A 14724-nucleotide genomic window follows, 5' to 3' on the forward strand; every position below is an offset into this window, starting at 1 on the left:
GGGCGGTGTGAGCTTTTTTGGCTTTTTTAACGGCTGAGCCGCAAGCTCGAACCGAGCACTGACGACCTGGCGCTGGCCAACCCGCGTCATACCATCCGGACCCGCGCGCCCCATGATGCAAGCCGCCGCCGCACCGATGACGCCGACGCCTAGGCCCGACGCCGGCCTGCGGGCGCTCTGCGGCATCGCCGCCTATTACCGGATCGCCGCCGACCCGACCCACCTGCAGCGCGAGCTGGCGCTGATCGGCCGCGAGGCCGGCGTCACCGACCTGATGCGGGCCTGCGGCCTCATCGGGATGCGGGCGCGGCGCGTCACCCGCACCACCGAGAAGCAGCTCACCCTGACGCCGACGCCCGCCATCGCCAAGCTGCGCGACGGCGGCTTCGTGGTGTTCGGCGGCCGGCTGACCGATGGGCGCTTCCGCCTGGTCGACCCCGTCACCAGCGTCGACCGCGCCGTGTCGGCGGAGGAGTTCTTCTCGGACATCGAGCCGCAGCTGCTGCTCGTCGGCCGCCGCGCCGGCGGCGCCGGCTACGACCCGAAGAGCTTCGGCTTCCGCTGGTTCCTGCCGTCCATCTGGCGCTACCGCCGGCCGCTGATCCACGTGCTCGTGGCGTCGCTGTTCGTGCAGGTGTTCGCGCTCGTCACGCCGATGTTCTTCCAGGTCGTGGTCGACAAGGTGCTCAGCCACAAGGGCTACTCCACCCTGATCGTGCTGACGGTCGGCATCGTGCTGGTGGGGCTGTTCGACGTGGTGCTGCAATACCTGCGCACCTACGCGCTCACCCACACGACGAACCGCATCGACGTCGAGCTCGGCCAGCGGCTGTTCCGCCACCTGCTGCACCTGCCGCTCTCCTATTTCGAGACCCGCGCGGCCGGCCAGACCGTGGCGCGCGTGCGAGAGCTCGAGAACATCCGCTCCTTCCTCACCGGCCAGGGGCTGTTCTCGGCGCTCGACCTCCTGTTCACCTTCGTGTTCATCGCGGTGCTGTTCGCCTATTCGTGGAAGCTCAGCATCATCGTGGTCTTGTCCATCCCGCTCTACGTGCTGGTGGCGCTGTGCTTCCGGCCGGTGCTGCAGGAGATGGTCCGCGAGAAGTTCAACGCCAGCGCGCTGAGCTCGCAGTTCCTGGTCGAGGCCGTGGTGGGCATCCAGACCGTGAAGGCGTCCGCGGTCGAGCCCATCATGCAGCAGCAGTGGGAGGAGCGGCTCGCCTCCTACATCAAGCAGTCCTTCTCGGTGACGATCGTGTCCGCCATCGCGCAGAACGGCATCACCTACATCAGCCGCCTGTCCACCGCGCTGCTGATGCTGTTCGGCGCCAAAGCGGTGATCGACGGCGACCTCAGCATCGGCGCGCTGGTGGCCTTCAACATGATCGCGAGCCAGGTGACGGCGCCGGTGCTGCGCCTGTCCCAGCTCTACCAGGACTTTCAGCAGGTGCAGATCTCGGTCGAGCGGCTCGGCGACGTGCTCAACGCCCCGGCCGAGCCGGTGATCCAGGCCCGCACCGTGCTGCCGCCGCCGCGCGGGCTGATCGAGTTCCGCAACGTCACCTTCCGCTACCGGCCCGGCGGCAACGACGTCGTCAAGGGCGTGAACCTGCAGATCCGCCCCGGCGAGGTGGTGGGCATCGTGGGGCCGTCGGGCTCCGGCAAATCGACGCTGACCAAGCTGATCCAGCGCCTCTACATGCCGCAGGACGGGCAGATCCTGCTCGACGGCGCCGACCTCACGCAGGTCGACCCGGCCTGGCTGCGCACCAACATCGGCGTGGTGCTGCAGGAGAACCTGCTGTTCAACCGCACCATCCACGAGAACATCGCCTTCGCGGCCCCGGCCATGCCGCGCGCCCAGGTGATCGCCATCGCCAAGCTGTCGGGCGCCGACGAGTTCATCGCCAAGCTGCCCGGCGGCTACGACACGGTGATCGAGGAGCGCGGCGCCAACCTTTCCGGCGGCCAGCGCCAGCGCATCGCCATCGCGCGGGCTCTCGCCACCAACCCGCCGATCCTGATCTTCGACGAGGCGACCTCGGCGCTCGACTACGAGAGCGAGCGCGTGATCCAGAACAACATGCGCCAGATCGTGCGCAACCGCACCGTGATCATCATCGCGCACCGCCTGGCCGCCGTGCGGCCCTGCGACCGCATCATCGGCATGGAGGACGGGCGCGTGATCGAGGTCGGCGCCCACGACGAGCTGATCGCGCGCCAGGGCGGCCTCTACAAGAAGCTGTGGACGCTGCAGAACGAACAGGTGCAGGCGTGAGCACTCTCCCGGCCACCACCAAGCCGGCCAAGGTGCCGGCCGCCCGGCGCATCAGGCTCAGCCACGGCGACTACGAGTTCCTGCCGGCCGCGCTGGAGATCCTGGAAACGCCGCTGTCGCCCGTTCGCACCGGCATGATGGCCACGATCGCCGCCTTCGTGGTGATCTCGCTCGCCTGGTCCTGGTTCGGCCGCATCGACATCATCGCCACCGCGCAGGGCAAGATCCAGCCGGTCGGCCGCACCAAGACGGTGCAGCCGCTGGAAACCGGCAAGGTGCTCTCGATCGCGGTCGAGAACGGCATGCGGGTCAAGGCCGGCGACGTGCTGGTGCGGCTCGACCCCGGCGAGGCGCGGGCCGACGAGAGCACGCTGGAGGCCGACATCCAGTCCGAGAGGGCCGAGGTGCTGCGCCGCACGACCGCGCTGATGCTGGCCTCCAAGCGCGCGCTGGGGCCCGTGCCGCAGATCAAGTTCGACGCCGACGTGCCGCCCGCCATCGCGGTGCGCGAGCAGCGCGTGCTGGCGCAGGACATCGCGCAGCTCGCCGGAACGGTCGGCAGCCTCGACGGGCAGGTGAAGGAGAAGACGGCGGAGCGCGACAGGCTGAAGAGCACGATCGACGCGCAGACGCAGCTCGTGGCGACGCTGAAGGAGCGCGTCGACATGCGCCAGACGCTGGAAGCGTCGAAGTCGGAGTCGCGCGCCAAGGTGATCGACGCGCTGGAGCTGATGCAGACCCAGCAGGCGACGCTGGCCTCCGAGCGCGGGCAGATCGGCGAGATCGAGGCGAGCCTCGGGCGCCTGCAGCGCGACATCGAGAAGAGCTACGCGAGCTTCGCGGCCGACAACGCCCAGAAGCTCGCCGACGCCGAGCGGCAGATGGACGAGAACAGCGAGAAGCTGAACAAGGCGCGGATCAAGACCGCCGACATGACGCTCCGCAGCCCCATCGACGGCACGGTGTCGGGCTCGACGGTCACCTCGGTCGGCCAGGTGCTCACGGTCGGCGAGCAGGTGATGCAGATCGTGCCGAGCGACACCAAGCTCGAGATCGAGTGCTACCTGCCCAACGCCGACATCGGCTTCGTCCGCAAGGACCAGCCGGCGGTGGTGAAGATCGACAGCTTCCCCTTCACCGACTACGGCACGATCGACGGGCAGGTGACCCGCGTGGCCCACGACGCCATCCCGCAGCCCGACGCCGACCAGCGCGAGCAGAACCCGGCCATGGCGGCCAAGGACGCGGCGATGTTCGGCGGCGCGCAGCGCTTCCAGAACCTCGTCTACCCCGTGACGCTGACGATGGACCGGACCTCGATGAAGTCGGAGGGCACGGACGTGCCGCTCGTGCCGGGCATGGCCGTGACGGTGGAGATCAAGACCGGCACGCGCCGCATCCTGTCCTACCTGTTCTCGCCCATCATGCAGGTGACGACGACGGCGTTCAGAGAACGGTGAGGGGAGGCGCCGAGGGCGCCACCCGACGCCGGGACGCCGCCTCGGACCCGAGCGAGGCGGCCGCGGCCCCGAGCGTCCGACCCCGCGAAGCGCCCGATCACCCCGCCGCTTTGGCGTCCAGGAACAGCCGGATCGCCGGGTTGTCGCTCTCGTCCCAGGACGGGTAGCCCAGCGCCTCGACGGCGGCCCCGAACCGCTCCCGGTCGGCCGGGGGCACGTCGAAGCCCGCCAGCACGCGGCCGTAGTCGGCGCCGTGGTTGCGGTAATGGAACAGGGTGATGTTCCAGAACTGGCCGAGCCCGTTCAGGAAGTTGAGCAGCGCGCCGGGATACTCCGGGAACTGGAAGCGCATCACGCGCTCGTTCTCCAGCCCCGCGACGCGGCCGCCCACCATGTGGCGGACGTGGACCTTGGCGATCTCGTCCTCGCTGAGGTCGACCACGGGGTAGCCGGCCCGGTCCAGGGTCGCGACGATGTCGTGCTTCTCGGCTTCCCCGTTGCGCAGCTCGACGCCGACGAAGATGTGGGCCGGGACGCCGGGGCCCGTCTGGCGGTAGTTGAACTCGGTGATGGAGCGCGGTCCCAGGACCTGCATGAAGCGCCGGTAGGAGCCGGCCTCCTCGGGGATGGTCACGGCAAGAAGGGCCTCGCGGCCCTCGCCGATCTCGGCCCGCTCGGCGATGTGGCGCAGGCGGTCGAAGTTGAGATTGGCGCCGGAGTTGATCGCCACCAGCGTCCGGCCTTCGAGGCCGCGCTCGGCCGCGTAGCGCTTGAGCCCGGCCAGCGACACGGCGCCGGCCGGCTCCGCCACGGCGCGGGTGCCGTCGAATACATCCTTCACGGCGGCGCAGATCTCGTCCGTCGTCACCGTGATGACCTCGTCGAGGCACTGGCGGCAGATCCGGAAGGTTTCGGCGCCGGCCTGGCGCACCGCGACGCCGTCCGCGAAGAGGCCGACGCGGTCGAGCACCACGCGGTCGTCGGCCGCGATGGCGGCCTGCATGGAGGCGGCGTCGTCGGGCTCGACGCCGATCACCTTCACGTCGGGCCGCAGGAACTTGACGTAGGCCGCGATGCCGGCAGCCAAGCCGCCGCCGCCCACCGGCACGAAGATCGCCTCGATGGGCTCGGGGTGCTGCTGGAGGATCTCCATGCCGACCGTGCCCTGGCCCGCGATGACGTCCGGGTCGTCGTAGGGGGGCACGTAGGTGAGGCCGCCCTCGGCGCAGAGCGCCTGCGCGTGCTTCGACGCCTCGTCGAAGTTGTCGCCGTGGATCACCGCATTGCCGCCGCGCGCCCGCACGCCCGCCACCTTGATGCCGGGCGTCGTGCGCGGCATCACGATGGTGGGCACGATGCCGAGCCTCTGGCCCGCGAAGGCCACGCCCTGCGCGTGGTTGCCGGCCGAGGCCGTGATGACGCCGCGCTCCAGCGCCTCGCGGGGCAGGCCCGCCATCTTGTTGTAGGCGCCGCGGATCTTGAAGGAGAACACCGGCTGCAGGTCCTCGCGCTTCAGCAGCACGCGGTTGCCGAGGCGGCCCGACAGCGCGGGCAGGGGGTCGAGCGGCGTCCGGATCGCGACCTCGTAGACCCGCGACGTGAGGATGCGGCGGGCGTAGTCGTTCAGGTCGACGGCGTCGGAGGTGGTCCAGGGCAGGTGGAGGTTCATGGGCGAGGCGTGCGGGCTCGGGCGGTCAGGCCCGTGGGTGGTGCGCCCGAAACGCCGGCGGCGCAACCCCCGGGAGGCGCCGGCGCCTTGACGCTCCCGCGCGCAGGCCGGCATTCAGGGGGGCAGGACCGTCCCGGAGGCGCCGTGATCGAGCTCAGCTACCCTTATCCCGAGCCGCCCGCCGACGGCGCGACGCGGGAGATCGCGCCCGGCCTGCACTGGCTGCGCCTGCCGCTGCCGTTCCGCCTGAACCACGTCAACGTCTACCTCGTCGAGGGCGAGCGGGGCTGGACGGCGATCGACGCCGGCGTCGACACCGCGCAGGCCCGCGCGCTGTGGGAGGGCCTGCTCGGCGGGCTCCTGGCGGACAAGCCCGTCGAGCGCCTGATCGTCACCCACTACCACCCGGACCACGTCGGCGCGGCCGCCTGGCTGTGCGGGCGCACAGGGGCCGCGCTCGCCATGGGCGAGACCGAGTACCTCACCGCGCGGGTGCACCGGCTCGCGACGGCGGACGACCTCGGCGCCGAGCGGGACTTCTACCTCCGCCACGGCCTCGCGGCGGAGCAGCTCGGCCTCATGGCGCAGCGGCTCGACCGCTACCGCTCCGTCGTGCCGGATCTGCCGCGGCGCTACAGCCCGATCCGGGCCGGGGACCGCCTGAAGTTCGGGCCCTTCGAGGCGGAAGCGACGATGCTGCCCGGTCACTCGCCCGCGCAGGTGCTGCTGCACGCGCCCGCCCACGACCTGCTGTTCGCGGCGGACCACGTGCTGCCGCAGATCTCGCCCAACGTGTCGGTGGCGGAGGAGAAGCCGGAGGACGATCCGCTCGGGCGCTACCTCGCCTCGCTGGCGGAGCTGCCGGCGCGCGTGCCGGACCGCACGCTGGTGCTGCCGGGGCATCGCCTGCCCTTCTTCGGGCTGCATCGGCGCTGCGCCGAGCTCGCCGCCCACCACGCGGCCCGCTGCGCCGACCTCGCGCGGCTCTGCGACCCCGCGGCGCCGCCGACCGTCGCCGAGATCGTGCCGCGGCTCTTCACCATGGAGCTCGACGCCCACCAGTTCTGGTTCGCCTTCAGCGAGACGCTGGCCCACGTCAACCTGATGGCGCGGCGTGGCGAGATCGCCGAGGTGCGGGACGGGAGCTTGCGGCGGTGGCGGAGGGCGTGAGGCCGGTCAGCGGCCGAGGATGCGGGCCAGGACGATGGCGGCCCCGATGATCGCCACGCTCTAGAAGCCGATGATGCCGACGATCCACTTCAGCGTGTCGGCCTTGGCGGCCTCGAACTTGGCTTCCATACCTCTGATCTCATTCCGGAGATCGGCCCGTAAATCCTTGGTGTTACGGTCGAGATCGTCCCGCAGGTCGTCGGTCTTGCGGTCCAGCTTGGCTTCGACGGCGGCGAGATCGCCCCGCAGGTCGTCGATCTTGCGATCGAGCTTGGCTTCGACGGCGGCGAGATCGCCCCGCAGGTCGTCGATCTTGCGTTCGAGCTTGGCTTCGACGGCGGCGAGTTCGTCCCGCAGGCCGTCGATCTTGCGTTCGAGCTTCGACCCTGCGGCTTCGAGATCGTTGCGCGACGCCATCTCGCCCGACATCGCCTCGGACAGCGCATCCGACAGGCGCTCGGACTGTTCGGGCGTGAACTGGCCGCCGTCGCGCAGGGTCCGGGCGAACTTCAGCGTATCGAACATGGCGGTCACGGCCGTCCCCCTCCGGCCTGCAAGCTAAGGCAGGGCCGGGGCACCGTCGAGCGTCACAGCGGCCGGCGCAGCCGCCGCGCCAGGACGCCGACGATGCCCTCCCGGAAGGCCAGCACGCAGACCACGAAGACCGCGCCCTCGACCACCGTGACCCAGGACCCGATGGAGGACAGGTAGAACTCCAGCGACACGAAGACGAGCGCCCCCACCGTGGGGCCGAACATCGTGCCCATGCCGCCGATCAGCGTCATCAGCACCACTTCGCCCGACATGGTCCAGTGCACGTCCGTCAGTGAGGCGAGCTGGAACACGACGGCCTTGGTGGAGCCCGCGAGCCCCGCGAGCGCCGCGGACATGGTGAAGACCGCGAGCCGGTAGCGGTCGACGCGGTAGCCCAGCGACAGGGCGCGGTTCTCGTTCTCGCGGATGGCGCGCAGCACCTGGCCGAAGGGCGAGTGCACGATGCGGTAGATGAGGAGCAGCCCCGCGACGAAGATCACCGCGACCACGACGTAGAGCGTCGCGTCCGACGCGAGGCTGATCACGCCGAACAGGCGGCCGCGCGGAACGCCCTGGATGCCGTCCTCGCCGCCCGTGAACGGCGCCTGCAGCGACACGAAATAGACGATCTGCGCCAGGGCCAGCGTGATCATCGAGAAGTAGATGCCCTGGCGGCGGATCGCCACCGCGCCGAACACGACGCCGAGGACGCCCGCCGCGGCGGTCCCGAGCAGGATCGCCAGCGCGGCGTCGAGGCCCCAGGACCGCGCCGCGGTGGCGCAGACGTAGGAGGCCAGGCCGAAATAGGCGGCGTGGCCGAAGGACAGGAGCCCGCCGTAGCCGAGCAGCAGGTTGAAGGCCGAGGCGAAGAGCGCGAAGCACATCACCCGCATCACGAAGACCGGATAGGCCAGGAAGGGCGCGACCACGAGCAGCGCGACCAGCCCGGCGAAGATCGCCGTGTGCACCGCGCCGTCATGTCGCCGCGGGTCGGCCTCGATCAGCGCGCCGGGCGCGAGGACGTCGTCGGCCGGCGCGTCGGCGACCGGATCGAGCGCTGTCACGGGTCCCACCGACATGGTCGCCTCACGGTCCTGTGCTTCGGCGCCGCAGGGCGCGCGGCGGTCCCCTCGACGGGGGCCCTCATGCCGCCCTCCCGAACAGCCCGTTGGGCTTCACGAGCAGCACCGCGATCATGATGACGAAGATCACGGTCGAGGAGCCCTGGGGATACACCACCTTTGTCAAGCCCTCGCAGAGGCCCAGCGCGAAGCCGGTGATGACCGAGCCGAGGATCGACCCCATGCCGCCGATCACCACGACGGCGAAGACCACGATGATGATGTCGGCCCCCATGTTGGGGTTCACGGAATAGATCGGCGCCGCCAGCACGCCGGCCAGCGCCGCCAGGGCCACCCCGAAGCCGTAGGTGAGTGTGACGAGGCGCGGCACGTTGATGCCGAAGGCCGACACCATGACGGGGTTCTCGGTGGCGGCGCGGAGGGTCGCGCCGAGGCTGGTCTTCTCGATGGTGAACCAGGTCGCGAGGCACACCACCAGCGAGGCCACGATCACCCAGCCGCGGTAGATCGGCAGCACCATGAAGCCGAGGTTGGTGGCGCCCTTCAGCAGGTCGGGCGCCGCGTAGGGCTGGCCCGACACGCCGTAATAGTTGCGGAACAGGCCCTGGATGATCAGCGCGAGGCCGAAGGTGAGCAGGAGGCCGTAGATCGGGTCGAGCCGGTACAGCCGCGAGATCATGGTGCGCTCCAGCACCACTCCGAAGGCGCCGACGATGAGCGGCGAGAGAACCAGCGCCCACCAGTAGTTCAGCCCGAGCACTTGCAGCAGCAGGTAGCCCACGAAGGCGCCCATCATGTAGAGGGCGCCGTGGGAGAAGTTGACGATGTTGAGCAGGCCGAAGATGACGGCGAGGCCGAGGCTCAGCAGCGCGTAGAAGGCGCCGTTGATGAGCCCCAGCGTGAGCTGGCCGAACAGCACCGGGGTCGAGATGCCGAGAAACGTGTGCATGTCCGGCGCTCCGGAGTCTCGATCTCACTTCACCAGCGGGCAGTGGTCCTCGGCCAGGGGGCGGAACGCTTCGGCGGCCGGGATGGTCTGCAGCAGCTTGTAGTCGTCGTACTTGTATTTCGATTCAGCCGGCGTCTTCACCTGGTACAGGTACATGTCGTGGGTGACGCGGCCGTCGATGCGCAGTTGCCCATGGCCGAACAGCGGGTCGTCGGTCGGGATCTCGCGCATCTTGGCCATCACGGCCGCGGTGTCCTTGCCCTGGAGGGCGTCCACGGCCTTGAGGTAGTGCAGCACGGAGGCGTAGACGCCGGCCTGGTCCATGGTGGGGACCTTGCCGCCGTTGACGGCCTCGTAGCGCTTGGTCCAGGCGCGGGTGCCCTCGTCGCGGTCCCAGTAGAACGCGGTGGTGAGGTTCAGCCCCTGGGCGACCTGCAGGCCGACCGCCTCGACGTCCGTGATGAACACGAGCAGGCCCGCGAGCCGCTGCCCGCCCGACACGACGCCGAACTCGGCCGCCTGCTTGATGGCGTTGTCGGTGTCCGAGCCCGCGTTGGCGAGGCCGATCACCTGGGCGCCCGAGCCCTGCGCCTGCAGGAGGAAGGACGAGAAGTCGGAGGTCGGGAAGGGCGCGTCAACCGAGCCCACCACCGTGCCGCCCGCCGCCTTGACGAAACTCGAGGCGTCGGACTGGAGCTGGTGGCCGAAGGCGTAGTCGGCCGTGATGAAGAACCAGCTCTTGCCGCCCTGCTTCAGGATGGAGGACGCGGTGCTCTTGGCCAGCGCGTAGGTGTCGTAGGTCCAGTGCACGGTGTTGGGCGAGCATTGCTCGCCCGTCAGGGCCGAGGTGCCGGCGCCCGAATCCATGAAGATCTTGTTCTTCTCGCGCGTCACCTTGGCGATCGCGAGGGCGACGCCGGAGTTCGGCACGTCGACGATCACGTCGACGCCGTCCTGGTCGAACCATTGCCGGGCGATGTTGGAGCCCGTGTCGGGCTTGTTCTGGTGGTCGGCCGCCACGAAGGACACGTGGATGCCCTTCTTCTCGGCGCCGTAGTCCTCGACCGCCATCTTGGCGGCCTCGACCGAGGGCTGGCCCGAGATGTCGAGGTAGGGACCCGAGCGGTCGTTGAGCACGCCGATCTTGACCGACACGTCGGCGAAGGCCGGGAGGCTCGCGCCGAACAGCGCCGCGGCGGCCGTGGCACCCATCAGAACCCGCTTCAGCATCCGCCGTGCTCCCCGTTCCGGTCTCTCACACGCCGAGATAGGCGTGGAGCTTGTCGATGTTGGCGTCGAGGTCGGCGTTGAGGAACGTGTCGACCACGCGCCCCTGCTCGACAACGTAGTGCCGGTCCGCCAGCGTCGCGGCGAACCGGAAGTTCTGTTCCACCAGGATGATGGTGTAGCCCTCGGCCTTGAGCCGCGAGATGGTGCGTCCGATCTGCTGCACGATCACCGGGGCGAGGCCCTCGGTCGGCTCGTCGAGCAGGAGCAGGCTCGCGCCCGAGCGCAGGATGCGGGCGATGGCGAGCATCTGCTGCTCGCCGCCCGACATCTTGGTGCCGCCCGACGAGAGCCGCTCCTTGAGGTTGGGGAACAGCTCGAAGATCGTCTCGCGCGACATGCCGCCGGGCCGCACCACGGGCGGCAGCATCAGGTTCTCCTCGACCGACAGGGACGCGAAGATGCCGCGCTCCTCCGGGCAGTAGCCGATGCCGGCCCGCGCGATGGCGCGCGACGGCAGCTTGATCGTCTCCTGCCCCTCGAAGCGGATGGACCCCTTGCGCTTGTTCATCACGCCCATGATCGAGCGCAGCGTGGTGGTCTTGCCGGCGCCGTTGCGGCCGAGCAGCGTCACCACCTGGCCCTTCGGCACCTCGAAGGCCATGCCGTGCAGCACGTGCGACTCGCCGTACCAGGCGTGGAGGTCGGAGACGGCGAGACTCAGCCCCGCGTCGGACCCCGCGGCGCCTGCGGGCGCGGTCTTCGCGAGCGCGGCGTCAGCCATGTCCCACCCCGATGTAGGCTTCCACGACGCGGGGGTCGCGCGACACGTGATCGTAGGTGCCCTCGGCCAGCACGCGCCCGCGGGCCAGCACGGTGATGCGGTCGCTGAGCGAGGCTACGACCGACAGGTTGTGCTCGACCATCAGCACGGTTCGGCCGACCGCGGCGCGGCGGATCAACGCGGCCGTGCGGTCAATGTCCTCGTGCGCCATGCCGGCCATGGGCTCGTCCAGCAGCATCAGGTCGGGCTGGAGAGCCAGCGTGGTGGCGAGCTCCAGCGCGCGCTTGCGGCCGTAGGACAGGTCGGCGGCGCGGCCGTCCTCGAAGCCCTTGAGGCCCACCTGATCGATCAGGTCGCGCGCCTCGGCGTCGAAGGACCGGAGCAGCTTCTCCGAGCGCCAGAAGTCGAAGTTGTCGCCGCGCCGCCGCTGCAGGGCCACGCGCACGTTCTCCAGCACGGACAGGTGCGGAAAGGTGGCGGAGATCTGGAACGAGCGCACGAGCCCCTGCCGCGCCACGTCGGCCGGAGCCGTGCGCGTGATGTCGCGCCCGTTGTAGGTGATGGTGCCGCGCGTCGGCGACAGGAACTTGGTGAGCAGGTTGAAGCAGGTGGTCTTGCCGGCCCCGTTGGGCCCGATCAGCGCGTGGATGGTGCCGCGCTGGACGCGGAGGTCGACCCCGTCGACCGCCACGATGCCGCGGAACTCCTTGGCCAATCCTTGTGTCGCGAGGATGATGTCCTCCGCCACGCCACCCCTCCCCGCGATCGAAGCGGCGGCTTCGCGGCCACCCTGCTGTGTTGCCGCGCAGCATGGCGGAAGGCGGGGGGGACCGCAACGGCTTTCGTGATCGACGGTCGAGAGGTGCCGTGGCGCTCACGGAGCGCGCCGGCGGGCCGCTCCGGCCTTCCTACCCCGGCGTACCGGTGAAGTAATCCTGACCCGCTTTCCGAGCCGCTCCGTCGATCCTCGGATCGTCGACACAACCCGAAAATGAAAATCGAGGTTGTGGCTGGAATGTTCGGCTCGAAAGACCGTCATTTGACACAAATGCCGGACAACGCGGCTGGCAAAGTCGATCGCCGCACGTCGACACGGGTGAACGATTACGTCATTTTTGTCGCCTATCCCAGGATAGTGACGACCCACATCGCCCGTTGAACCCGTGCGGCGCCATGACGATGATCGCGAAACGCAGAAGTGGGGCCGTGCGCGCCGAGCTTCCGCTCGAAGACTACACGTCGCACGTCGAAGCGCTGTTCAGCGGCGGGGCGACCTTCGCGATCGGCGTCGCCGGGTCGTCCTCCATGCTCCTGGTGGCGGGCATCGCCGGCCACCACGCGGCGCTGATCGCCATCGCGTCCGCCGTGCTGGTCCTCGGCGCCGTCCGCCTGTGGTCGATGCGGCGCTTCGCGGCGGTGCGGCCCCGCCTCGGTCCGGCAGGCCTGCGGCGCTGGGAGCGCTGGTACATCGCCGGCGGCTCGGCGTCGCTCGCGCTGATGGGGGCCGCCGACTTCCACGCCTTCGCCTTCACGGAGGACAGCTTCGCGCGCCTGGCCGCGCTCGCGGTCATCATGGCCTACCTCGTGGGCACGCCCGGCCGCAGCTTCGCGAGCCCGACGCTGGTCAACGTGCAGATCCTGGCCGCAGCCGTACCGGTCCTGCTCGGGCTCGCGCTCGCGGGCGGGTGGAACTGGTGCATCGGCGTCTTCGTGATGGCGCCCTTCTTCGTCGCCCTGAAGGCGATCTCGGCCCGGCTCAACGGGATCTTCGTCGCCGCCGTGACGCGCGCCAGCGAACTCAAGCGCCTCGCGAGCCGGTTCGACACGGCGGTCTCCAACATGCCGCAGGGGCTCGTCATGTTCGAGCCCGACGGGACGATCGCCATCGCGAGCGATCGCCTGCGCGCCATGCTGGGCGTCGCGCCCGGCCCTCTGCCGGCGGGCGCCGACCTCGGCTGGCTCGCGGCGGTGTGGCGGGGCGTCGGACCCGACGACCGGCTGGTGGCCCTGCTGCAGGATCCCGAACCGTCGCCGGCCGGATCCGTCGCCGAGACGTGGGACGGCCGCTACTACGCGTGCCGCCTGCAGCGCCTCGACGCCGGCGGCGGCGTGCTGATCGTGGAGGACGTGACGTCGCGCGTGCTCGACCGCCGGGAGATCGACCACCTCGCCCGCTACGACGCCCTGACCGGCATGCTGAACCGGCGCGCCTTCCGCGACGCCGTGGAGGCGGGCGCGGATGCGCCGGGCCTGCCCGCCGTGCTGTTCGTCGACCTCGACCGCTTCAAGCAGGTCAACGACACGCTCGGCCACCTCATCGGCGACAGGCTGGTTGTCGCGGTCGCCGACAGGTTGCGCGCGGCCGCGGGACCGGACGCCCTGCTGGCGCGCATCGGCGGCGACGAATTCGTCCTGTACCGCTCGTTCCCCGGCGGCCTCCCGGAGGCCGAGCGCGTCGCCGTCCGCGTCATCGGGCGACTGTCGGAGCCCTACGAGATCGAGGGTCAGCGGATCACCGTGGGCGCGAGCATCGGCATCGCCGGCTCGGTCGAGCCCGGCCTCGACATCGACGCGATGCTGCGCGACGCCGACCTCGCCCTGTATCAGGCCAAGGCCGACGGCCGCGGCCTGTGCCGCGTGTTCCGCGACGACATGAAGGTCGCGGCCGAGCAGCGCCGCCGGACCGAGGAGGACCTGCGCGGCGCCGTGGAGCGCGGCGAGCTCGAGGTGTTCTACCAGCCGATCTACGACGTCGTCGCCGACCGCGTGGCGGTCTGCGAGGCGCTGCTGCGCTGGCGCCATCCCGTGCGCGGCTTCGTGTCGCCGGGCGAGTTCATCCCCATCGCCGAGGAGGCCGGGCTGATCGGCGACATCGGCCGCTGGGTGCTGGTCCAGGCCTGCGCCGAATGTGCCGCCTGGCCGCAGGGCGTCGCCGTGGCGGTGAACGTGTCCGCCGCGCAGTTCCGGCGCGGCGACGCCGTCGCGGCGATCCGGGACGCGCTGGACGCCACCGGACTGCCGGCCGAGCGGTTGGAGGTCGAGATCACCGAGTCGGTGATGATCGACGACAAGCAGGGCGCGGCGGCCATGCTGGAGGACATCGCCGCCATGGGCGTCGGCGTGTCGCTGGACGACTTCGGGACAGGATATTCGAGCCTGAGCTACCTCCACTCGCTGCCGTTCAGCAAGGTCAAGGTCGACCAGTCCTTCCTCCGCGGCGCGGACCTCGGCGAGCGGGCCCTGCTGCTGCTGCGCAACATCTGCAACCTGTGCGCCGACCTCGGCATGGCCGTCGTGATGGAAGGCGTCGAGACGCAGGAGCAGATGGAACTCCTGATCGGGCGGACCGAGGTGCGGCTGGTGCAGGGCTACCTGCTCGGCCGGCCGATGCCGGCGTCCGACATCCGCGCGCGCCTCGATCCGTCGCCGTCGCGCCGCGTCGCCTGATCCTTTCCGCGGTGCGCCGACGGCTTCCGGGGCCGGAGGAGAGGCCTCGCGCCCCGGTCCGAGGCGCACGCCGTCGCTCCGCCGCCCGAAGCGAGCTTCCACTGCCTCAATCAGAGGGACGCGA

The 14724-nt window shown here is 70.2% G+C and carries 11 protein-coding genes; 4 read left to right on the top strand and 7 right to left on the bottom strand.

From position 1 onward, the window contains the following. The first annotated feature begins 112 nt into the window (after nucleotides 1–112). Complete coding sequence (locus L7N97_RS18075) at nucleotides 113–2278, top strand: peptidase domain-containing ABC transporter (protein ID WP_237479689.1); 2166 nt, start codon at nucleotides 113–115, stop codon at nucleotides 2276–2278. Further along, a complete protein-coding gene (locus L7N97_RS18080; RefSeq protein WP_237479690.1) occupies nucleotides 2275–3738 on the top strand; it encodes an HlyD family type I secretion periplasmic adaptor subunit in 1464 nt (487 codons plus the stop codon). Before L7N97_RS18075 ends, L7N97_RS18080 begins: the two co-directional genes overlap by 4 nt. A gap of 97 nt (nucleotides 3739–3835) precedes the next feature. Here L7N97_RS18080 and ilvA read toward each other — a convergent pair whose 3' ends face one another. Beyond that, on the bottom strand, nucleotides 3836–5407 hold the full coding sequence (gene ilvA / locus L7N97_RS18085; RefSeq protein ID WP_255721687.1) for a threonine ammonia-lyase, biosynthetic: 1572 nt from the start codon (nucleotides 5405–5407) through the stop codon (nucleotides 3836–3838). A gap of 144 nt (nucleotides 5408–5551) precedes the next feature. Here ilvA and L7N97_RS18090 point away from each other — a divergent pair, with 144 nt between their 5' ends. Further along, nucleotides 5552–6577, top strand: coding sequence for an MBL fold metallo-hydrolase (locus L7N97_RS18090; protein ID WP_237479691.1), 1026 nt, complete (start codon nucleotides 5552–5554; stop codon nucleotides 6575–6577). A gap of 60 nt (nucleotides 6578–6637) precedes the next feature. Here the strand turns inward: L7N97_RS18090 and L7N97_RS18095 are convergent, their stop codons facing one another. The 6 genes from L7N97_RS18095 to L7N97_RS18120 all read right to left on the bottom strand — a co-directional run bounded on the left by L7N97_RS18095 (nucleotide 6638) and on the right by L7N97_RS18120 (nucleotide 11901). Beyond that, nucleotides 6638–7102 carry a coiled-coil domain-containing protein gene (locus L7N97_RS18095; protein ID WP_237482291.1) on the bottom strand — a complete coding sequence of 155 codons (465 nt, stop codon included), beginning with the start codon at nucleotides 7100–7102 and terminating at the stop codon, nucleotides 6638–6640. Between the two features lie 62 nt (nucleotides 7103–7164). Further along, nucleotides 7165–8190, bottom strand: coding sequence for a branched-chain amino acid ABC transporter permease (locus L7N97_RS18100; RefSeq protein WP_237479692.1), 1026 nt, complete (start codon nucleotides 8188–8190; stop codon nucleotides 7165–7167). 64 nt (nucleotides 8191–8254) lie between these two features. Further along, nucleotides 8255–9142, bottom strand: coding sequence for a branched-chain amino acid ABC transporter permease (locus L7N97_RS18105; protein WP_237479693.1), 888 nt, complete (start codon nucleotides 9140–9142; stop codon nucleotides 8255–8257). Between the two features lie 24 nt (nucleotides 9143–9166). Continuing rightward, the gene (locus L7N97_RS18110) at nucleotides 9167–10372 is read right to left on the bottom strand and encodes an ABC transporter substrate-binding protein (protein ID WP_237479694.1); all 1206 of its coding nucleotides are present in this window, start codon (nucleotides 10370–10372) and stop codon (nucleotides 9167–9169) included. A 25-nt stretch (nucleotides 10373–10397) separates the two neighbouring features. Then, nucleotides 10398–11153 (bottom strand): ABC transporter ATP-binding protein, encoded by a 756-nt coding sequence (locus tag L7N97_RS18115; protein ID WP_237479695.1) that lies wholly within the window; start codon nucleotides 11151–11153, stop codon nucleotides 10398–10400. Next, nucleotides 11146–11901 carry an ABC transporter ATP-binding protein gene (locus L7N97_RS18120; protein WP_237479696.1) on the bottom strand — a complete coding sequence of 252 codons (756 nt, stop codon included), beginning with the start codon at nucleotides 11899–11901 and terminating at the stop codon, nucleotides 11146–11148. Before L7N97_RS18120 ends, L7N97_RS18115 begins: the two co-directional genes overlap by 8 nt. A gap of 458 nt (nucleotides 11902–12359) precedes the next feature. Between L7N97_RS18120 and L7N97_RS18125 the strand changes: the two genes are divergently transcribed. After that, nucleotides 12360–14600 carry an EAL domain-containing protein gene (locus L7N97_RS18125; protein ID WP_237479697.1) on the top strand — a complete coding sequence of 747 codons (2241 nt, stop codon included), beginning with the start codon at nucleotides 12360–12362 and terminating at the stop codon, nucleotides 14598–14600. The last annotated feature ends 124 nt before the right edge of the window (nucleotides 14601–14724 follow it).

It is taken from the genome of Lichenibacterium dinghuense, assembly GCF_021730615.1.
Taxonomy (GTDB): domain Bacteria; phylum Pseudomonadota; class Alphaproteobacteria; order Rhizobiales; family Beijerinckiaceae; genus Lichenihabitans; species Lichenihabitans dinghuensis.

What these genes read in the sequence shown, in the direction of transcription:
- L7N97_RS18075 (WP_237479689.1), top strand. Translation starts at nt 113, where the DNA reads ATGATGCAAGCCGCCGCCGCACCGATGACGCCGACGCCTAGGCCCGAC.
- ilvA (WP_255721687.1), bottom strand. Translation starts at nt 5,407, where the DNA reads ATGAACCTCCACCTGCCCTGGACCACCTCCGACGCCGTCGACCTGAAC.
- L7N97_RS18095 (WP_237482291.1), bottom strand. Translation starts at nt 7,102, where the DNA reads ATGTTCGATACGCTGAAGTTCGCCCGGACCCTGCGCGACGGCGGCCAG.
- L7N97_RS18100 (WP_237479692.1), bottom strand. Translation starts at nt 8,190, where the DNA reads ATGTCGGTGGGACCCGTGACAGCGCTCGATCCGGTCGCCGACGCGCCG.
- L7N97_RS18105 (WP_237479693.1), bottom strand. Translation starts at nt 9,142, where the DNA reads ATGCACACGTTTCTCGGCATCTCGACCCCGGTGCTGTTCGGCCAGCTC.
- L7N97_RS18110 (WP_237479694.1), bottom strand. Translation starts at nt 10,372, where the DNA reads ATGCTGAAGCGGGTTCTGATGGGTGCCACGGCCGCCGCGGCGCTGTTC.
- L7N97_RS18115 (WP_237479695.1), bottom strand. Translation starts at nt 11,153, where the DNA reads ATGGCTGACGCCGCGCTCGCGAAGACCGCGCCCGCAGGCGCCGCGGGG.